Here is a 20520-nt window from a genome sequence, read left to right as displayed (position 1 = left end):
AATCCGCCATGGCCACGTGCGGATACATACCGAATAAAGTGACTTTCAAAGCGTTTTATTGGCGGTGAAGAATCACTCTGCACGGTATCTATCCCACTTCAAATCACCGCAATATCTGCACTTGAGCTGCGTTATCGCTGCCCCGCAACACGCCCGCAAAACTGGACTGCGCTGAAGCGAAGTTGTGATACTGTATATTTATACAGTATTCATTCGTGCCCTGGCGTTTCCATGTTTGTGTTGCCTCCGTCTCTTTCCATTGCCGAAGCTGTGGCGGAATGCGCCGTCCCCGTTGGGCGCGCGGCGCCTGGATTTCGCTCGCCCGTCCCGAAAGCCTCGAAGGTGCCTTTGCCGGAAACACTGCATCCCGCATTGTGGAGCGCAGGCCGTCTGGCGCGAGGCGACGGGCGTGTGCTGGCCACTGGATATGACGCGCTGAATGCCGAGTTGCCCGGTGGTGGCTGGCCCCTCGGCGGATTGATCGAGCTGTTGTGCCCGCAATCCGGTATTGGTGAATGCCGGTTGCTGCGCCCGGCCTTGTCTACGCTCTGCACGAGCGCACGGCGCATCGCGCTGGTTGCTCCACCGCATCTGCCGAATGCAGTGAGGCTGGTGGGCTGGGATTTTTCTCCTGAACAAATCGTCTGGGTGCGTGCTGGCGAATCGTCCGATCTTCTATGGGCCGCCGAGCAGCTTTTACGCAGCCAGGCGTTCGATGGTGTGCTGATCTGGCTGAACCGGGCACGTCCAGGGGCGTTACGCAGGCTGCAGGTGTTGGCGCAGGCCGGCGAGAGCGCCATCTGGGTGTTCCGGCCGACTCATGCACAACGAGAATCGTCGCCAGCGGTGCTGCGACTGGGGCTGGAGCCGGCTGGCGCCGATGCGCTGTCCATTCATTTCCATAAGCGGCGCGGGCCGTTGCGTGAATCTCCATTGCTGCTGCCGTTGGCGGATCCGATTCGGGCCGGTCGCGCTTCTGTGCGTCCGTTGCCTGTGCCGCCCGTCGAGCCGTTCATCATGGATCCGGCCACGGCGAAATTGCTGGCCGCGCTTTCGTCTCTTTCGTCTTCTGTGGCGTTCGACGCTTTGTCGGATGTTTCCGATCCAAACACTCCCGATCATGCCGTTCTGGATCGCAGTGCATCTGCCCTGTCTCCCTCTCGACGCGCTTCGACCCCGGTGGTCTGATCCGGCCGCGCTGCCTTTGCCGGTGGTGGTGCTGGAGCAGGAGCGCGTGGTGTCGGCCAACCGTTTGGCGATGCGCGAAGGCGTACATGCAGGCCTGCGGCGGGCGGGTGCCCAGGCGCTGGCGCCGCACGCTATACAGCTTGATCGTGACGTTGCGGCCGAGACGCGGTTGCTGCAATCGCTGGCGCTGGCGCTGCTGGCATTCACGCCGCACGTCACGTTGGGCGTGGCGGATGAGGCGACCGTGTTGTTGGAGGTGGAGGCCAGCTTGCGCCTGTTCGGTGGGCATCGCGCGCTGTGTCGGGCGGTGAGGTATTGCGCGTTTCGGTTGGGTGCCATGCCGCAGCTTGGCACCGGGCCGACGGCGCGCGGTGCGGCATGGCTTGCCAGTGCACAGCCGGCACCGATACGTGGCCGGCGTCGCGCAGCAGCCCGTCAGGGGCGCGTGCGGAGGGCGGTGCGGCAGGAGAGGTTGTCGACGTTGCTTGATCAATTGCCGGTCGATGCGGTGGCGCGTCTTACACGGCCTGATTGGCTTGAGGGCCTCGGCTGCCGCACGCTGTCCGATTTGCGCGAGTTACCGCGTAGCGGATTGCGGCGGCGCTGCGGGCCGTTGCTGATGGATACGCTCGACGCGGCTTATGGCAACGGGCACGAGAGCTTCACGTGGTTCACCGCGCCGTTGTGCTTTGATGTGCCGTTGGAATTATCTGGCCGCATCGATAACGCGGAAGGTGTGCTGGCGGCCGCGGAGCAGTTGTTGTTGCAGCTGGTTGGCTGGCTGTCGGCGCTTCAGTTGGGCGCCAAGACGTACCGACTCACGCTGGAGCACGAACGCCGGCGCGGCCGGAGCAGTGAAGATGCCGCCTCCTCCACTCCGGTGGAGATCGCGCTGGCGCAGCCGGTTCGCACGCTGGCGCACTTGTCGCGGGTGCTGCACGAGCGCGTGCATCGGCTCACGCTGATCGCTCCGGTGGTCGAACTGCGTCTGACGGTGACCGACGCTACGCCGCTCGCGCCGCCTACGGAATCGCTGTTTCCCGAGCCCGGTGGTCGCGCTGAAGACGCTGCACGCCTGATCGACACGCTGATCGCTCGACTGGGTGCCGAGAACGTACTTCACCCGCAGCCGTGTGCCGACCATCGCCCCGAGCGCGCCAACCACTGGGTCGAGGTGAATGCCGCGACCACCGCGCAGAGCCGTGCCGCCGCGCGTCAGGCATTGGCGCAATGGCATGCGCAGCAGCCGGAGCGGCCGCTTTGGCTGCTGGAGAAACCGATCGCGCTGCTGACACGTCAGCATTATCCGTATTACCGAGGGCGGTTACGGCTGGTGTCGATGCCCGAGCGCATCGAATCCGGCTGGTGGGATGACGTCCTCATCAAGCGCGATTACTTCATCGCCGAAGGAGAAAAAGGCGAGCGTTACTGGGTATATCGCGAGCGCGTTTCCGCAAGCAAGGTCAATGCGGGAGATGAGGACGCTCGCTGGTATCTGCACGGCTTGTTCGGTTAAGCACGTCATGACTTCGGCCACGCCACCCCCCGTTCTGCCCGACTATGCAGAGTTGCATTGCATCAGCAACTTCACGTTCCTGACTGGCGCGTCGCACCCGAGCGAGCTGGTGGAGCGCGCCAAACTTTACGGTTATCAAGCGCTGGCGCTGACTGACGATTGCTCTGTAGCAGGCACCGCGCGGGCGCTTGTGGCTTCGAAGGAGCACGAACTGAAGCTCATCATCGGCAGCCGCTTCACGGTGCGCAATGCCGATGGCGAACCCTGGCTACGGCTGGTGCTGCTGGCGCAGAACATCGAGGGTTACGGCAACCTGAGCGAAATCATCACGCACGCGCGGTTGGCCGCACCCAAGGGCGAATACCGCTTGCTGGCTGACGATTTGGCCTCGCCCCATGGCGAACTCGCGCACCTGCGCGGCGCGCCCGATTGCCTGGCGATTCTGCTGCCTGATTACGACCCTGACCCGCAGCAACTGTTGGCTCAGGCGTGGTGGTGCCAACGCGTGTTCGGGGATCGGCTATCGATTGCGCTGGAGTTGCCGCTGCGGCACGCGGATGACCGCCATCGCGGTACGGTCTTGGCGGTGTCGGAACAGATCGATGTGCCCATGGTCGCGACCGGCGGTGTTCAGATGCACACGCGCCAACGCAAACCGCTGCACGACGTGCTGACCGCCATCCGTCTATCCAAGCCGCTTTCCGAGTGCGGTTTGGAACTTGCGCCCAGCGCTGAACAAGCAATGCGCACGCGCATGCAGCTCGCGTTCCTCTATCAAGGCGAGGGTGGCGAGAAGATCCTGCGTCGCACGGTGGAGCTGGCCGCGTTGTGCAATTTTTCTCTCGACGAAATCGAATACGAATATCCGAGCGAAGTCGTGCCGGAAGGCATGACGCCGGCGGAATACCTGCGCGCCGAAACGTTCGCTGGCGCCGCGCGACGCTATCCGAATGGTGTATCGGACAAGGTGCATGCGCAGATTGAGGAGGAACTCGGGCTGATTGCCGAGCTGGGTTACGAGCCGTTTTTCCTGACCGTCTATGACGTGGTGAAGTTCGCGCGCAACGAAGGGATTCTCTGCCAGGGGCGAGGTTCGGCGGCCAACTCGGCGGTGTGCTATTGCCTGGGGATTACCGAGGTGAACCCGGACAGCGGCAACACGCTGTTCGCACGCTTTCTTTCGCGTGCGCGCAATGAGCCGCCCGACATCGACGTCGATTTCGAGCATCAGCGCCGCGAAGAGGTCATCCAGTACATCTACAACAAGTACGGCGTGACCCGTACCGCGCTGGCGGCGGCGCTCATCACGTATCGCACGCGTAGCGCACTGCGTGATGTCGGTCGCGCGCTCGGCATCGATCTGGGGATCATCGAGCAGGTAGCCAAGGGGCAGGCGTGGTGGGATAGCCGTAAGGAATTTGCGCAGCGCGCAGGCCAGCAAGGTCTGGATCCGGAATCACCGTTGGTGCTGCGCTGGGCGCAACTGGTGGATCAGTTGCGTGGTTTTCCGCGCCATCTGTCGCAGCACGTGGGCGGGTTCGTGATTGCGCAGGGCAAGCTTTCGCGCCTGGTGCCGATCGAGAACGCCGCGATGGAAAACCGCCGCGTCATCCAGTGGGATAAAGACGATCTCGAATCGCTGCGCCTGCTGAAGGTGGACGTACTGGCGCTGGGCATGCTGACGGCCATTCGCCGCACGTTGGACATGGTCGATGCGTTGCCCGGGCGGCGCGAGCACTACGGCGCGACGGCCAAGCTCGCCATGCAGCACCTGCCCGATGACGATACCGAAACCTACGACATGATCTGCCGAGCCGAGACCATCGGCGTGTTCCAGATCGAATCGCGTGCGCAGCAATCGATGCTGCCGCGTCTGCGTCCGCGCGAGTATTACGACTTGGTGATCCAGGTGGCCATCGTACGGCCGGGGCCGATCCAGGGCGGCATGGTCCACCCGTATCTGCAGCGGCGCGAGGCAAAGCGCAATGGCAACACCGATTGCGTGACCTACCCCGGCCCCGAGGTGAAAGCCGTGCTCGAACGCACGCTGGGTGTGCCGATCTTCCAAGAGCAGGTGATGGAGATCGCCATGAAGGCCGGCGATTTCACTGCGGATGATGCTGACCGCCTGCGCCGCGACATGGCCGCCTGGAAGCGCAAGGGGAATCTCACGCAGCATCAGGAGCGCCTGGTGCATGCGATGGTCGTCAAGAGGCGCTACGACCCTGCTTTTGTCGAAGCGCTGTGCAAACAGATGGAAGGTTTTGCCGAATACGGCTTCCCTGAAAGCCACGCGGCAGGCTTTGCCAAGCTGGCTTACGTCAGCAGCTTCCTGAAATGTCACGAGCCGGCGGCGTTTTTTGCGGCGTTGCTCAACAGTCAGCCGATGGGGTTCTATTCACCGTCGCAACTGGTGCAGGAGGCGCGGCGCAGCCATGTGCGCGTGCTGCCGGCGGACGTAACGGCCAGCGTCTGGGACAGTACGCTGCATCCCCGCGCCGATGGCGAGACCGGTGAAGATGGCCTAGTGCAACCCGATATCCGGCTCGGGTTGAATCGCATTCGGGGCATGCGCAAGCCGGCTGCCGAGCGCATCGAAGCGGCTCGCGCCCAAGCGCCATTTACCAGCGTGGAGGATCTCGCCCATCGCGCTGCGCTCGACCGCCACGATCTGAACGTGCTGGCCGCAGCCAATGCGCTCAAGTCGCTGGCCGGCCACCGTCGTCAGGCGCTATGGCAAACGCTCGCACTGCAGGAGCCGGGCCGCGATCATGCGCTGCTGCGCCAGGCTCGTCCGGTGGAAGCGCCGCTGGAACTGCCTGCACCGCCCATAGGCGAAGAGGTGATGGCGGATTACGGCAGCCTGGGATTGTCGTTGCAGAGCCATCCGGTAGAGCTGCTGCGCGCACGGCTCGAGCGCATGCGTTTCGCCACCGCCGCCACGCTGGCCGGCTATCGCAACGGGCAACTGGCGCGCGCTTGCGGCATTGTCACGGTGCGGCAGCGGCCGGGCACGGCCAACGGCACGATCTTCGTTTCCATTGAAGATGAGACGGGCGCCATCAACGTCATCCTCTGGCCGCACTTGATCGAGCGTCAGCGACGCGAAGTGCTGAACGCCCAGTTGCTGGGCGTCTACGGTAAATGGCAATGTGAGCGCGAGACCCGACACCTTGTCGCCCAGCATCTAGTGGATCTGACCCCACTTCTGGGGCGCCTCGCCACTTCCAGCCGCGACTTCCATTAATTTCCTGTCCACCGGCAACTGACCGCCGCGTCACCTTCGGCACGGCAATTGCGTGATGAGAGGCACGCGCGCTCGCCCCACCGTGACGCAGGAGGCACAGGCGGTTCTCTCCCGCCGGGCACCCTCCGATTGGTGGTTAGGGCAAGCGCGGATCGACGAAACGCAATGCGGATGCAAGGATTTGCGCTTGAGGCGTCACAAACTTGGCCTGCCAAGCGAAGAAAACGGCATCTGTGAGGGAACTGACCCGCAAGCCGCCTTGTCACCATAAACAGGTTGATGAGATGCGCTTTCATCACGCGTCGATATTGGGTGCAGTCGAAATTACGTCTACTCTGTAGAAAACACATCACGGAGGCCGCCCCCAAAAACCTATGCAGCGGCGTGCATACATGACAGCCGCCGCCGTTGCCGTGCTGTGTATGACCGCGGACGAAGGTGCAGCCACCCGATCCGCATATTTTCAGCCCATCGTTCGGGTCCAGACCCGGCGGTGTTTCCCATCTCAGGTGCAGGAGCGAACAGATGGAACAGCCTTTCAAGCAGTTACACAGTCTGCGCAAGTCGCGCAAGCTCAAACAGGAAGATGTCGCAAAGATGGCCGGTATCTCTCGCGAAGCGTATTTGCGCGCGGAATCCGGTCGTGCCGATCCCCGCCTGTCGACGCTGATGGCCGTGGCGGGCGCGCTGGGGCTGGAGGTCGTTCTGGCGCCGCGAGAAGCCGTTGCCGAGATCGAGCGCGTGATTGCCAATCACCCGACGCAGCCAACGCAAGCGGGCGGCGGGGCAGAAGCAGGCCACGAGCGCTCGGAGCAAGGCTCAATGGGCGGCACGGGCGGTGGTCATGGCCTGGCGGGCCAATACCGCGGGCCGGAGCGCCATCCGCAGTCGGCCTATCATCCGGGTGCCTCGCATAGCCAAGCCGGCCAGCAAGGCGCACCGCATGCTGGCAGCAGTGCAGAAGATCGCTCGCGCATGACGTCTTCGGACCGCCCAGGTGCGGGCGGCTCGTCGGGCGGCTCAGATCGTCCGGGCGGTTCGGGTTCGCGCGAGTCGTAAGCGGATCCTTCTGGCACAGGCCGGGCACGCAAGCGCCCGGCTTGCGATTGAGCGCAGGAGGCAGTCGCACTACAATCGGCCGCGCAAACCGCGCCCGGTTGATTTGCGCGCGTTTGCGCCAACGTTTCCTTTTTCTTTCATATGAACGGCGATCCGCCACGCAACCAGATGGCGAAAGCCGTGCCGCAACACCCGCCGTTCTGGCTCCACCTCAAACAAGACGTTTTCTTCTGGTCGCTGCTGGCCATTTGCGGCGCGCTGACCTTTGTGGAGCCCCAGCGCATTGTTGAATATCCGGCGCTGATTGACTGGCACACCATTGCCGCATTGGCCGGCTTGCTCATCCTGACCAAGGCGGTTGAGGCCAGCGGCATGCTGCAGTTGCTCGGCCGGCGCCTCGTCGAAGTGGTCAGCAGCCAGCGTGTACTGGCACTCAGCCTGGTAGCGGCTTCGGCGGCGCTGTCCACCGTATTGACCAACGACGTGGCGTTGTTCGTCATCGTGCCGCTCACCGTCGGTTTGCGGCAGGTCGCCAGCTTGCCGGTGGCGCGGCTGGTGATATTCGAGGCGCTGGCGGTCAACGCGGGTTCTGCACTCACGCCGATCGGCAATCCGCAGAACCTTTTCCTGTGGCATCAATCGGGGCTGTCGTTTGGCGCATTTGTCTGGCAGATGGCGCCGATGGTCGTACTCCTGATGGCGTTGCTGCTGGTGGTGACGTGGCTGGCATTTGCCTCGCACGAAGTCCATCTGCATGCCGAAACCGCCGATGTGGAATTGCACAAGCGCCTGCTGGTGCCGGCACTCGCGCTGTACGTGCCGTTTCTGGTGTTGACCGATCTGGGCCACCCCCTGGTGGCGGCGGCCGGATTGATCGTGCTGTACCTCATCGGTGCGCGCTATGTGCTGGCGCGGGTGGACTGGGGTCTGCTGCTCGTGTTCATGTTGATGTTCATTGACCTGCGGCTGGTGGCGCAGCTTGATGTTGTGCGGCAAGCGCTGGATGCGCTGGCGTTGAACAATCCAATGCATCTGTACCGGGCCGGCATTGGCGTGTCGCAGATCATCAGCAACGTGCCGGCGGCGATCCTGCTGGCCGAGTATTCGCATGACTGGCCGATGATCGCCTTTGCGGTAAGCGTGGGCGGATTCGGCACGCTCATCGGATCGTTGGCCAACCTGATTGCGTTGCGCATGCTGGGCGACCGCCGTGCGTGGTGGGTGTTCCACGCGTACTCGATGCCGTTTCTATTGGCTGCGGGGGGCATCGTGTACGCGTGGCTGATGTGGCTGCGTTAGGCGGGCACCGCATCCCAATCGGGCGAAAAGGCCGGTTGTACGTGGCGCAACGTCTTCGGCAACGCGGCAATGGCGGCATGGTCCGTCATACAGGCGCAGGCGCAATGCATCGAGGCCGGATGAGCGTTTTGCGTTGTACGCGCTGTATCCGTCGCGTCGTTACCTGCCGGTGAAGGTGCATGCGTTTATCGATTTTCGGCGTAGAAAACCTGCCTGCGGGCTATCGCACACAGCACTGCGGCCGCACTCGGCGGCCGCAGCGGATGAAGCAAAAAAACGTCAGACCTTCTTGGCCGCCATCACGGCTTCCGACACATTCCGCGGAGCTTCAGCGTAGTGCTTGAATTCCATCGTGTACGTCGCGCGGCCCTGGCTGAGCGAACGCAGGTTGGTGGAGTAGCCGAACATCTCGGCCAGCGGCACCTCTGCATGCACGACCTTGCCGCCGCCACCCGGAATGTCTTCCGTGCCTTGCACCATGCCGCGCCGCGATGACAGATCGCCGATCACGTTGCCCATGTAGTCTTCGGGCGTTTCCACTTCCACGGCCATCATCGGTTCGAGCAGGATGGGGCCGGCCTTGCGCATGGCCTCTTTGAAGGCCATTGAGCCGGCCATGCGGAACGCGTTTTCGTTCGAATCCACGTCGTGGTACGAGCCGAAGGTCAGGCGCACCTTCACGTCCACCACCGGATAGCCCGCCAGCACGCCCGTGTTGAGCGTGTCACGGATGCCCTTGTCCACCGCCGGGATGAACTCGCGCGGGATCACGCCGCCCTTGATCTCGTCGACAAACTCGTAGCCCTTGCCCTCGTTGGGCTCCAGCGTGATGACCGCATGGCCATACTGGCCGCGTCCGCCGGATTGCTTGACGAACTTGCCTTCGACGTCTTCAGCAGCCTTCTTGATGGTTTCGCGGTAGGCCACCTGCGGCTTGCCGACGGTGGCTTCCACGCCAAACTCGCGCTTCATGCGGTCGACCAGGATTTCCAGGTGCAGCTCGCCCATGCCCGAAATGATGGTCTGGCCGGATTCTTCGTCCGTCTTCACGCGGAACGACGGGTCTTCCTGCGCCAGTCGGTTCAGGGCGATGCCCATCTTCTCCTGGTCGGCCTTGGTCTTGGGCTCGACGGCCTGGCTGATGACGGGCTCCGGAAATTCCATGCGCTCCAGCACGATGACGTGCTCGGGGTCGCACAGCGTCTCGCCGGTCGTCACGTCTTTCAGGCCCACGGCGGCGGCGATGTCGCCGGCCAGCACTTCCTTGATCTCTTCGCGCTGGTTGGCGTGCATCTGCAGGATGCGGCCCAGGCGTTCCTTCTTCTGCTTGACCGAGTTGTAGACCGTGTCGCCCGAGTTGATCTTGCCCGAATACACGCGGAAGAACGCGAGCTGGCCGACGAACGGGTCGGTCATGATCTTGAAGGCCAGGGCGGCGAAGGGCTCGCTGTCGCTCGGGTGGCGCTCCAGCGGCTCGTCTTTCTCGCCGTGGCCTTCGATGGCGGGAATGTCCACTGGCGAGGGCAGGTAATCGACCACCGCATCGAGCATCGCCTGCACGCCCTTGTTCTTGAAGGCGGAGCCGCACAGCATCGGCTGGATTTCGCCGGCGATGGTGCGTTTGCGCAGGGCGCGCTTGATCTCTTCCTCGGTCAGCTCTTCTCCGCCGAGGTATTTGTTGAGCAGTTCTTCATCCGCCTCTGCGGCGGCTTCGACCATCTTTTCGCGCCATTCCTGCGCGATGGGCAGCAGCGCCGGGTCGATGTCGGTGTACTCGAACTTCACGCCCTGCGAGGCATCGTCCCACAGGATCTCTTTCATCTTGACGAGGTCGACCACGCCGCGAAAGCCGTCTTCGGCGCCAACGGGAATCTGGATCGGCACGGGGTTGCCCTTCAGTCGCTCGCGCATCTGGCGCTCAACGCGGAAGAAATCCGCGCCAATGCGGTCCATCTTGTTGACGAACGCGATGCGCGGCACCTTGTATTTGTTGGCCTGGCGCCAGACGGTTTCCGACTGCGGCTGCACGCCGCCCACCGAGTCGTAGACCATGCAGGCGCCATCCAGCACGCGCATGGAGCGTTCCACTTCGATGGTGAAATCGACGTGGCCCGGGGTGTCGATGATGTTGATGCGGTGCTCGGGGTAGTTGCCGGCCATGCCACGCCACATGCAGTGCGTGGCCGCCGACGTGATGGTGATGCCGCGCTCCTGCTCCTGCTCCATCCAGTCCATCGTGGCCGCGCCGTCATGCACCTCGCCTATCTTGTGATTGACCCCGGTGTAGAACAGGATGCGCTCGGTCGTGGTGGTTTTGCCGGCGTCGATGTGCGCCGAGATGCCGATGTTGCGATAGCGCTCGATGGGGGTCTGGCGGGGCATGATGTTTCTCTTCCGTTGAAGGACACTCGCATCGCCAACTCCGCACCATGCGAAGGGCGAATGTGCGAGTGGGAACACATTATAGGATCGGTCCTATCCCATCGCATGTAGGGGTATTGGATGAAATTTCACCCCTTTCACATCTCATATCCGAGCTGGTGGAGGCGCGAAAAATCCAGCACTTCGATTTCTCCGTAAGCCAGCTTGAGGATGCCGCGTGCCTCGAAATCCTTCAAAACCTGGTTCACGGTCTGACGCGACAGAGACAGCAATTGCGCAAGCTGCTCCTGTGGCACGTGCAGCACACGCCGCGTGCCCAGGCGCAGGTCGCCGTAGCCGTCCGCCATCAGTAGCAGGCGCCGCGCCACACGTACGGGGGCGGGCAGGAGCGCGGTTTCTTCCAGCACGATGAATGTCAGGCGCAGCTTGTGAGTCAGCAGCAGGGCAAATGCATGCAGCAGCGCGGGCGAGCCATCCAGCAAGGCGATCAGCGCCGCCTGCGGCATATGCAGCAACGTCGTATGGCCGTCAGCGCGGGCGTCATGCGTGCGGGGCTGGCGGTCGAACACGCCGATTTCGCCAAACCAGTTGACCGGTTCCAGCACGGCCAGCAGGGCTTCCCGCCCGTCTGCGCTGGTGGCGCCGATCCGGATCGTGCCTTCCACCACGCAGTACAGGCCGTCGGGCGCGTCGCCACGCTGGAAGAGAAGTTCCCCGGCCCCCAGGCGCCGGACGGCGGCAATGTCGATCAAGGCGTCCTGCAGGGCCGCGTCAAGCGTGCCGAACCAGCTGCTGGCGTGCAGCCGTTCGCGGAAGGAGCGGGCGTCCAGCGTGCCGGAGCTGGCGACGGGGTGGTCCATGGGGGCGGCTGAAGAGCGCTTCGGAAACGTCGAATGTGTCGGCTACGCGACAGAGCGGCATGCCGTGCACTGACTAGGATGAAATGATCATAACGAGCGTGCGGCAGGAGCGTCCATGCTGCAAACGCACAAAATCCGGAGGCCCTCATGCGCACCCTGTCTGACCATCTTTCCAACTACGCCGCTTACCACCAGGACGGCCGCAATATCGCTACGCACTTTGTCGGCATTCCGGCGATTGTGCTGGCGGTTGCGGTGTTGCTGTCGCGGCCCGTGCTGGCAGACCTGTCTGGCGTGGCCGTAACACCGGCACTGCTCGTGCTGGCGCTGGCGACGCTGTTCTACCTGCGTTTGGACGCGATGTTCGGCGTGGTGATGTTTGCGCTGATTGCCGTGTGCGTGTGGGCGGGCAACCACGTGGCCGCACATTCGACGGCGGCCTGGTTGTCAGTGGGCATCGGCCTGTTCGTGATCGGCTGGATCATCCAGTTTGTCGGCCACTACTACGAAGGACGTAAGCCGGCGTTCGTCGACGATCTGGCGGGCTTGGTGATTGGGCCGCTGTTCCTGGTGGCCGAGACAGCGTTTGCCCTGGGTTTGCGCGCGAAGCTGCGTGACGAGGTGGTCAGCCGCTCGCACGCCATGCGCGCCGCGATGGCGGTCAAGCACGCCACCGCCTGAGCTGCCAGCCCCAGGCTATTTCCAATATCTATTCAGACTTCGCGGCCCGCTGAAAAACCGGCGCGCGATTCTGCATGCCGGCGAGCACCGCCTCGCGCTGATTGGCCGTGCCGATCAGCCGGTCCTGCTCGACCGACTCGGCCAGCAGAATGGCAGGGGTGTCGCCGTCTTCCACAACGCGCATCAAGCGCTTGCCGGCGCGGATGGCGTCGGGGCTCTTATGCGCAATGTCGCGCGCCGCCGCCAGTGCCGCCGCGCGCGGATCGTCCACAACGTGCGTCGCCAGCCCCAGGGCGCACGCTTCTTCGCCGTTGACGACACGACCGCTGTAGATCAGTTCGCGCAGCCGATCCGCGCGGACTAGGCCACGCGTGAGCGCCATGCCGCCCATGTCGGGCACCAGACCCCATTTGATCTCCATGACCGACAGGCGCGTGTCGGCGGTCACGTACCGCACGTCTGCGCCCAGCGCGATCTGCAAGCCGCCGCCGTATGCGACACCATGCACCGCAGCCAACACCGGCACCGGCAGATCACGCCATACCGTGCAGGCGTACTGCGGCAGATTGGCCGCCCCATGCGTGCGCTTGGCAAGACGGCCGGCGCTGATGTCCGAACCCGCATCGTTGCTGCCCAGGCTCGCCATGCTTCCCATGTCGAGGCCCGCGCAGAAGGCGCTACCCTCTCCGGACAGCACGACTGCGCGAAGATCGGCCTCGTTCATCAGGCGTTTACCAACGGTCACGAGCGCTTCGAACATGGCCGGGTCGATGGCGTTCATTTTCTCCGGGCGGTTGAGCCGGACTTCAGCCACGCCGGCGTCGATGCTGAGCAGGATGCGGTCAGTCATGGAGAGGTGTTCTGTGCGAGAGAGTCGAATCAATCGGGAGCGATGACCAATGCATCGCGCTTGTCCTTCACCTGTGCCCAGTGCGCATGATCTTGCAGAGGCGCTTGCACCTTCGTCAGGCGGGGCCAGTCGGCGCGGCGCGAGAGCTGTGCATTCAGTGCAATGAAGTCCTGCTGATCGGCCGGCACTTCGGCAGCCGGATAAATCGCGCCCACCGGGCACTCCGGCACGCAGATCGAGCAATCGATGCATTCATCCGGATCAATCACCAGAAAATTCGGACCGGCATGGAAGCAGTCCATGGGGCAGACGGCGACGCAGTCGGTGTATTTACATTGGATGCAGGATTCGGTGACTACATATGGCATTGCGGGCGAGGGTGGGGACCGGTTGGGAACTCGCCCGCAATTATGCGGCATCGGATCCAAAGAGGACGGTTTGCCCGTTTAACTCTTATATAAGATATAAGACATTTGACCGTCTGGGGTATTGCGATTAGAATCGCGCCCAAGCGGCGCCCGGAACACCTTCGGGATGCCCGAAAAGATTCCCCTGTAACGTCATCTCAGCAGGTCTTCCATGCTTGAAAACTATCGCGCTCACGTGGCCGCTCGCGCCGCGCTCGGTATTCCCCCGTTGCCGCTGACGGCTCAACAGACCGCCGAACTGGTCGAACTGCTGACCAATCCGCCCGCTGGCGAAGAACAGACCCTGGTCGACCTGATCACCCATCGTGTGCCCGCAGGCGTGGACGAAGCCGCCCGGGTGAAGGCCGGCTTCCTGGCCGCCGTGGCCAAGGGCGAGACCGCCTGCGCGCTGATTTCGCGTGCCCACGCCACCGAGCTGCTCGGCACGATGCTGGGCGGCTACAACATCCAGCCGCTGATCGAACTGCTGGCTGACGCCGAAGTGGGCGCTACCGCCGCAGAAGCGTTGAAGAAGACGCTGCTGATGTTCGACCAGTTCCACGATGTGAAGGAACTCGCCGACAAGGGCAACGCCAACGCGCGCGCCGTGCTGCAAAGCTGGGCCGACGCCGAATGGTTTACGAGCCGTCCGGAAGTGCCGGAAAGCCTGACCATCACCGTGTTCAAGGTAACGGGCGAAACCAACACCGACGACCTGTCGCCGGCACCGGACGCCACCACCCGCCCGGACATCCCGATGCACGCACTGGCGATGCTGAAGAACGCACGCCCCGGCATCACGCCGGAAGAAGACGGCAAGCGCGGCCCGGTCAAGTTCATCGAATCGCTGAAGGAAAAGGGTCATCTCGTCGCCTATGTGGGCGACGTGGTCGGCACCGGCTCCTCGCGCAAGTCGGCCACCAACTCGGTGCTGTGGTTCACGGGCGAGGACATTCCGTACGTTCCGAACAAGCGCTTCGGCGGCGTGTGCCTGGGCGGCAAGATCGCCCCGATCTTCTACAACACGATGGAAGACGCCGGCGCGCTGCCGATCGAACTCGACGTGTCGCAAATGAACATGGGCGACGTGGTCGAACTGCGCCCGTACGAAGGCAAGGCACTGAAGGACGGCAAGGTCATCGCCGAATTCCAGGTCAAGTCCGACGTGCTGTTCGACGAAGTGCGCGCCGGCGGCCGCATTCCGCTGATCATCGGCCGCGGCCTGACCGCCAAGGCGCGTGAAGCGCTGGGCCTCGCACCGTCGACGCTGTTCCGCCTGCCGCACCAGCCGGCCGACAGCGGCAAGGGCTTCTCGCTGGCGCAGAAGATGGTCGGTCGCGCGTGCGGCCTGCCGGAAGGCCAGGGCATCCGCCCGGGCACGTACTGCGAACCGAAGATGACGTCGGTGGGCTCGCAAGACACCACGGGCCCGATGACCCGCGACGAACTGAAGGACCTCGCGTGCCTCGGCTTCTCGGCCGACCTGGTGATGCAGTCGTTCTGCCACACCGCCGCGTATCCGAAGCCGGTCGACGTGAAGACGCACCAGACGCTGCCGAACTTCATCAGCACGCGCGGCGGCATCGCGCTGCGCCCCGGCGACGGCGTGATCCACTCGTGGCTGAACCGCATGCTGCTGCCCGACACCGTCGGCACCGGCGGCGACTCGCACACGCGCTTCCCGATCGGCATCAGCTTCCCGGCGGGTTCGGGCCTGGTCGCCTTCGCGGCAGCCACCGGCACGATGCCGCTGGACATGCCGGAATCTGTGCTCGTCCGCTTCAAGGGCAAGATGCAGCCGGGCGTCACGCTGCGTGATCTGGTCAACGCGATTCCGCTGTACGCGATCAAGCAGGGCATGCTGACGGTCGCCAAGCAAGGCAAGAAGAACATCTTCTCAGGCCGCATCCTCGAAATCGAAGGCCTGCCTGACCTGAAGGTCGAGCAAGCATTCGAGCTGTCGGATGCATCGGCTGAGCGTTCGGCCGCAGGTTGCACGGTGCACCTGAACAAGGAGCCGATCATCGAATACCTGAACAGCAACATCACGCTGCTCAAGTGGATGATCGCGCAGGGCTATCAGGATGCCCGCAGCCTCCAACGCCGCATCAAGGCGATGGAAGCATGGCTGGCTGATCCGCAACTGCTGCAACCGGATGCCGACGCCGAATACGCTGCCGTCATCGAGATCGACCTGGCCGACATCCACGAGCCGATCGTCGCATGCCCGAACGACCCGGACGACGTGAAGACGCTGTCCGACGTGGCCGGCGCGAAGATCGACGAAGTGTTCATCGGCTCGTGCATGACCAACATCGGTCACTTCCGTGCCGCGTCGAAGCTGCTGGAAGGCAAGCGCGACATCCCGGTCAAGCTGTGGGTGGCGCCGCCGACCAAGATGGACCAGAAGCAGCTGACCGAAGAAGGTCACTACGGCGTGTTCGGCACGGCCGGTGCGCGTACCGAAATGCCGGGCTGCTCGCTGTGCATGGGCAACCAGGCACAGGTGCGCGAAGGTGCGACGGTCATGTCGACGTCGACGCGTAACTTCCCGAACCGTCTGGGCAAGAACACGAACGTGTATCTGGGCTCGGCGGAACTGGCAGCGATCTGCTCGCGTCTGGGCAAGATCCCGACCAAGGAAGAGTACATGGCCGACATGGGCGTGCTCACCGCGAACGGCGACAAGATCTACCAGTACATGAACTTCGACCAGATCGAAGACTTCAAGGAAGTGGCCGACACCGTGCAGATGTAAATGCGTTGTCGCAGCCGCGTCGGGCAGTTCCTGACGCGGTGACGTGAAAAAGGCGCTGGGGGTGGAATGCCCCCGGCGCCTTTTGTTTTGTTGCTTGGCTGGATTCTGCGGCTGGCGGGAACCCGAAAGGGCCCGGCTGCCTGAGCCGCGTGGTGTCAGTGGATGATGATCGATACCGTGGAATACGCCGGCACCGTGATCGTCTCGCTGTACGTGCCGGCCTTCGTGCCGCGCGCCACCGGAAACTGACCGAAGCCTTGCAGCGTGGCCGGCACGGACGTCGGCATGGTGCGCTGGCTGCTGTAGCTCGGACCATTCAGCGCGGGGATCGAGAACCCGCTGTCCGTGCGAGCCGGATACGCGAAGCCCGACGGACTGCCCGGCACCGGAAGCAGCGCGACCGCCGTGCCCCAGCGGCCCGTAGCATCGCCCAGGCCTGCACCGCCGCCGGCCTGGATGGCGTTGTTCAGTACCGCAGTCGAGTCCGTCGACGAGAAGTTCTGCAGCAGATTCGTGTAGTAGGCAATGCCGTACTGGCGCAGCAGGAAGCCGCCCAGGCTGCCCGAAATCGGGTACCCGGGGCACGACGACGACAGCGACGGATCGAACGCCGTCAGCGAGCAGTCATATGCGCTCTGCAGCCAAGCCGGGAAGCGGCTGTCGCGCACGTTGTTGAAGCCCGGATCGATCTGGCTGGAGAGCACGTCTTCCATCGTCATTGCCGTCATTTCTTCCAGCCACGTGCCGTACATGTACTGCGAGCCGTGCAGCACGCCGCGCTGATAGAAGTTGGCCATGTGCGTGAATTCATGGCCGAGCGTCGAGATGACGGTGTTCAGGCCGTTGGTGCCGCCCAGGTAGATGGTTTCCGAATCCACATAGAGCGACAGGGACTGGTTCGACAGCGGCTGCGAGCTGGTGGTGAAGTTGTTGCGCGCCCAGAAGTAGCCCACGCGGCCATAGGCCTGACCGTCGGGCTGGATGTTCAACACCACGATGTCGAGCGCCTGGTTCGGGTCGATCAGGCTCGCCGAGCTGGAGTAGCTGCCCCACGGCTGGCCGACCAGCGATGTGGCCAGCGTATAGACCGACTGCGTGCCCGAAGCGAACTTGGTGATGAGCGTGTTGATGATGCCGTCGCTGATCTTGCTGGAGCCGTATTCGGCGTTTTCCACCCACAGGTTGACGATGCGCCCGTCCGTGGCTGTGGCTTGCTGGCGCAGCGTGGCCGTGCGCACGGTGGCGGTGCCGTCCGGCTGCTGGTGGTTCCACGTGCGCTGTGTGCCGACGCTGGCCACCGACTGCGGGCGCAGCACCGTATTGTTGGAGGCGCCTTGCGTCTTGAGCGGGCCGGCGCCGGTGGCATAGCCGTCCAGCGCATGGATGTTGAAATCCGAAAGCTGCCGGTCGAACGCGGCGTTGGCGTCATTGCCTGCCACGTCGGCGGCAGTCTTGGGAACCGGCGTGCCGGTGGCGTTCAGCAGCCCCACGCCCGAGAGCGAGACGGACGGCATCGGCTGCGCCGCCGCACTCTGGTTGGTGTAGACGAGCGTCACGCTCTGGCCCGTGAGCCCCGCGATCGACACCGGAACCGTGCCGGCCGATCCGCCCGTGTTGGTCGCTTGCCACACGCCCACACCCGAGCCGGCGTAGGTATTGCCCAGTGCCCCGCAGTTTGACCCGCTGCATGCCGGTGCCACGGTGATATTGGCGGACGAGCTTTGCGTGGCTGCCGGGGTGGCCCCCGAACTGCCGCCACCGCCGCCTCCGCCACAAGCGGCCAGGGCGCCCGCTGCTGCCACCATCATCACGATGGTCCATTGCTTTGTGCCGCGTACGTTGTTGCTGCTGCGTTTCATCCACTTCTCTCCAAATCCGCAAATACCGAAACCTGCGCGAGCGCGGCTCGTGACCGCCCAGACGCAACACGCGGACGGATTCTCAAGGTGAAGCGGCGGATTCGATCCGTGGAAATGACGGCTTCACAGCCCTCAATTCCCCCCAATGTGGGGGTGCGCAAAGTTTGCGTTGTCGAAAAGGTTGAAAAAGTCGTAGCTGCGGGATGTAGAAGCAGAAAACGGAGGAGGGCACTCGAAGCCACTCTGGCAACTGGGCCCGTCCGCTAGAATGAGCCGCCTGCTTATTCACCGCGCCATCCAGGCGCTCAATACGTCACCCGCTGATGCTCGTCGCGCAGCTCAAATCGTTCTTCATGGTCGCCCGCCTGGGCAGCATTACGCTGGCAGCCAAGCAGCTCGGCCTGTCGCAGCCGACCGTGACTTCGCAGATCCGCGCCCTGGAAGAGGCCTATGGCGTGGAGCTGTTCTACCGTGGCGGGCGACGGCTGACCCTGTCGGATGCCGGCGTGCGGCTGATGCCGCTGGTGGACCAGCTTGTGCGCCAGGAAACCGAGATCGATTTCTTCCTGCGCAACTCCGGTGATATGGGCTCGGGGCACCTGCGCATCGGCGCGACGGCGCCGTATTACGTGCTCGACATCGTGGATCGCTTCTGCAAGAGCCATCCCGGCATCGACGTCAGCATCGAAGCCGGCAATTCGGTGCAGATGCTCGAAGCGCTGCAAGAGTACCGCGTTGACGTGGCGTCGTCGTCGCAGCGCGTGGACGATGCGCGCTTTCTGCGTATTGAGCTGGCGCGCGATCCGCTCGTGCTCGTAGTGCATCGCCGCCACGCGCTGGCCGACCGGACGAGCGTGCCAGTCAGCGCGCTGTCGCAATGCAGGCTGCTGGTGCGCGAGGTTGGGTCGACCACCCGCGCCATGACCGAAACGATGATGGCCCAGGCAGGCGTCACGCCGGCTTCCACGGTAGAGATCGGCAGCCGGGAGTCCATCCGCGAGGCCATCATGCGCAACCTGGGCGTGAGCGTCATCGCCCGCCAGGAAGTACCGAGCCACGCCGATCTGCGAGTGCTGCCGTTCGAAGGCGGTGCGCCGGAGCTGAGCGAATACCTGTACTGCCTGCAGGATCGGCGCGAGGCGCGGTTGATTGCGGCCTTCCTGAGCGAAGTCCGGCCGGTTTCTTCATAGACCGGACCAAAATCCGGAAATGCGCGCATTGGCGTTTTTGGGGTAACTGCCACAAGGGGTACATGTCGGCTGGCTACAGTGTCGACCGTTTTTGCCACTGTCCGCGCCCCCGTGCCCCTACCTCAGCCTGTCACCAGCCCGACCTCGGGTTCCGCCGCGCCGTTCCTTTCCGTGCGACACGTCTCGCGCCGTTTTGGCGCGTTCACGGCACTCGACGGTGTGTCGCTGGATGTTGCGCAGGGCGAATTCGTCTGCCTGCTGGGCCCCTCGGGCTGCGGCAAGACGACCCTGCTGCGCATCATTGCCGGGCTGGAGGCGCACGACGGCGGCCAGATCGTCGCCGGTGGCCGCGATATTTCCAACCTGCCGCCGCGCGAGCGTGACTACGGCATCGTCTTCCAGTCGTACGCGCTGTTTCCCAACCTGACGGTCGCGCAGAACGTCGGTTACGGGCTGGACACCAGCAACGGCAACCGTGCGCGCATGCAGGCGCGTGTCTCCGAGATGCTGGCCCTGGTCGGGCTGGCCGGCAGCGAGGCGAAATACCCGTCGCAGCTGTCGGGCGGCCAGCAGCAGCGCGTGGCACTGGCCCGCGCACTGGCGCCCGCACCGTCCTTGTTGCTGCTTGATGAGCCGATGTCGGCGCTGGACGCCCAGGTGCGCGAACACCTGCGCATCGAGCTGCGCCGCCTGCAGCGCAAGCTGAATGTGACCACGCTGATGGTCACGCATGACCAGGACGAGGCCATGGCGATGGCCGATCGCATCGCCGTCATGTCGAACGGCCGCATTGAGCAGACCGGGTCGCCGACGGAGATCTACTCGCGCCCGGCCACCGCGTTTGTCGCCGGTTTTGTCGGCCAGGCCAACTGGCTGCCGCTGGAGCGCGCGGAAGACGGCTCGCCCACGCTGGCCGGCCAACCGTTGCTGCTGGATCCGACTTTCGCAGACAGCACATCGGCGCCGGGCCGCCTGTTCTGCCGCCCCGAAGCGGTCACGCTGCACCCCGACGACGACGCCCCCAACCGCCATCTCGCCCGCGTGGTCGACCAGATCTACCTTGGCAGCCGCACGCGCGTAACGCTGTCGATCGATGGCCTGGCCGATGCACCGCTGGTGGCCGAAGTGGCATCGAGCGCGCTGCAAGCCGGCCGCAACGGCCTGGGCGACAGCAAGCTCTGGATCGCCCTGGAGCGCGACGGCCTGCGCGTGTATGCCTGAGGC

The 20520-nt window shown here is 64.0% G+C and carries 14 protein-coding genes; 9 read left to right on the top strand and 5 right to left on the bottom strand.

The window, feature by feature from the left end; translation table 11 throughout:
* The first annotated feature begins 231 nt into the window (after positions 1-231).
* The 5 genes from imuA to AAHM38_RS17515 all read left to right on the top strand — a co-directional run bounded on the left by imuA (position 232) and on the right by AAHM38_RS17515 (position 8309).
* Positions 232-1188: a translesion DNA synthesis-associated protein ImuA gene (gene imuA / locus AAHM38_RS17535; RefSeq protein WP_116576020.1), complete on the top strand. Its 957-nt coding sequence runs from the start codon at positions 232-234 to the stop codon at positions 1186-1188.
* Positions 1121-2704 carry a Y-family DNA polymerase gene (locus tag AAHM38_RS17530; RefSeq protein ID WP_009241872.1) on the top strand — a complete coding sequence of 528 codons (1584 nt, stop codon included), beginning with the start codon at positions 1121-1123 and terminating at the stop codon, positions 2702-2704. Before imuA ends, AAHM38_RS17530 begins: the two co-directional genes overlap by 68 nt.
* A gap of 7 nt (positions 2705-2711) precedes the next feature.
* Positions 2712-5951: an error-prone DNA polymerase gene (locus AAHM38_RS17525; RefSeq protein WP_116576019.1), complete on the top strand. Its 3240-nt coding sequence runs from the start codon at positions 2712-2714 to the stop codon at positions 5949-5951.
* Positions 5952-6476: 525 nt separating this feature from the next.
* Complete coding sequence (locus AAHM38_RS17520; protein WP_004633895.1) at positions 6477-7010, top strand: helix-turn-helix domain-containing protein; 534 nt, start codon at positions 6477-6479, stop codon at positions 7008-7010.
* 141 nt (positions 7011-7151) lie between these two features.
* The gene (locus AAHM38_RS17515; RefSeq protein ID WP_116576018.1) at positions 7152-8309 is read left to right on the top strand and encodes an SLC13 family permease; all 1158 of its coding nucleotides are present in this window, start codon (positions 7152-7154) and stop codon (positions 8307-8309) included.
* Between the two features lie 279 nt (positions 8310-8588).
* Here AAHM38_RS17515 and fusA read toward each other — a convergent pair whose 3' ends face one another.
* Both fusA and AAHM38_RS17505 read right to left on the bottom strand, forming a co-directional pair.
* The gene (fusA, locus tag AAHM38_RS17510) at positions 8589-10691 is read right to left on the bottom strand and encodes an elongation factor G (protein ID WP_116576016.1); all 2103 of its coding nucleotides are present in this window, start codon (positions 10689-10691) and stop codon (positions 8589-8591) included.
* A gap of 137 nt (positions 10692-10828) precedes the next feature.
* A complete protein-coding gene (locus AAHM38_RS17505) occupies positions 10829-11551 on the bottom strand; it encodes a Crp/Fnr family transcriptional regulator (RefSeq protein WP_009241867.1) in 723 nt (240 codons plus the stop codon).
* Positions 11552-11698: 147 nt separating this feature from the next.
* Here AAHM38_RS17505 and AAHM38_RS17500 point away from each other — a divergent pair, with 147 nt between their 5' ends.
* On the top strand, positions 11699-12232 hold the full coding sequence (locus AAHM38_RS17500; protein ID WP_009241866.1) for an Mpo1 family 2-hydroxy fatty acid dioxygenase: 534 nt from the start codon (positions 11699-11701) through the stop codon (positions 12230-12232).
* A 28-nt stretch (positions 12233-12260) separates the two neighbouring features.
* Here AAHM38_RS17500 and AAHM38_RS17495 read toward each other — a convergent pair whose 3' ends face one another.
* Both AAHM38_RS17495 and fdxA read right to left on the bottom strand, forming a co-directional pair.
* Positions 12261-13082: a crotonase/enoyl-CoA hydratase family protein gene (locus tag AAHM38_RS17495; protein ID WP_116576015.1), complete on the bottom strand. Its 822-nt coding sequence runs from the start codon at positions 13080-13082 to the stop codon at positions 12261-12263.
* A gap of 29 nt (positions 13083-13111) precedes the next feature.
* The gene (gene fdxA / locus AAHM38_RS17490) at positions 13112-13450 is read right to left on the bottom strand and encodes a ferredoxin FdxA (RefSeq protein ID WP_009241864.1); all 339 of its coding nucleotides are present in this window, start codon (positions 13448-13450) and stop codon (positions 13112-13114) included.
* A gap of 211 nt (positions 13451-13661) precedes the next feature.
* On the opposite strand from fdxA, the gene acnB reads away from it, so the two are divergent.
* Positions 13662-16247 carry a bifunctional aconitate hydratase 2/2-methylisocitrate dehydratase gene (gene acnB, locus AAHM38_RS17485; protein ID WP_116576014.1) on the top strand — a complete coding sequence of 862 codons (2586 nt, stop codon included), beginning with the start codon at positions 13662-13664 and terminating at the stop codon, positions 16245-16247.
* Positions 16248-16402: 155 nt separating this feature from the next.
* Here the strand turns inward: acnB and AAHM38_RS17480 are convergent, their stop codons facing one another.
* Positions 16403-18106: a M30 family zinc metallopeptidase gene (locus tag AAHM38_RS17480; RefSeq protein ID WP_116576013.1), complete on the bottom strand. Its 1704-nt coding sequence runs from the start codon at positions 18104-18106 to the stop codon at positions 16403-16405.
* Between the two features lie 323 nt (positions 18107-18429).
* On the opposite strand from AAHM38_RS17480, the gene AAHM38_RS17475 reads away from it, so the two are divergent.
* Together AAHM38_RS17475 and AAHM38_RS17470 are read left to right on the top strand one after the other, a co-directional pair.
* Positions 18430-19296, top strand: coding sequence for a LysR family transcriptional regulator (locus AAHM38_RS17475; RefSeq protein ID WP_116576012.1), 867 nt, complete (start codon positions 18430-18432; stop codon positions 19294-19296).
* A 78-nt stretch (positions 19297-19374) separates the two neighbouring features.
* Entirely contained in the window at positions 19375-20517 is a 1143-nt protein-coding gene (locus AAHM38_RS17470; protein WP_116576011.1) for a putative 2-aminoethylphosphonate ABC transporter ATP-binding protein, read from the top strand.
* Positions 20518-20520: the final 3 nt, after the last annotated feature.

The organism is Ralstonia sp. OTU4908 (assembly GCF_038440115.1).
In the GTDB taxonomy this organism is placed as follows: Bacteria; Pseudomonadota; Gammaproteobacteria; order Burkholderiales; family Burkholderiaceae; genus Ralstonia; species Ralstonia pickettii.
The sequence above is the reverse complement of the archived record's forward strand: the minus strand, read 5'-3'. Positions and strand labels throughout refer to the sequence as shown.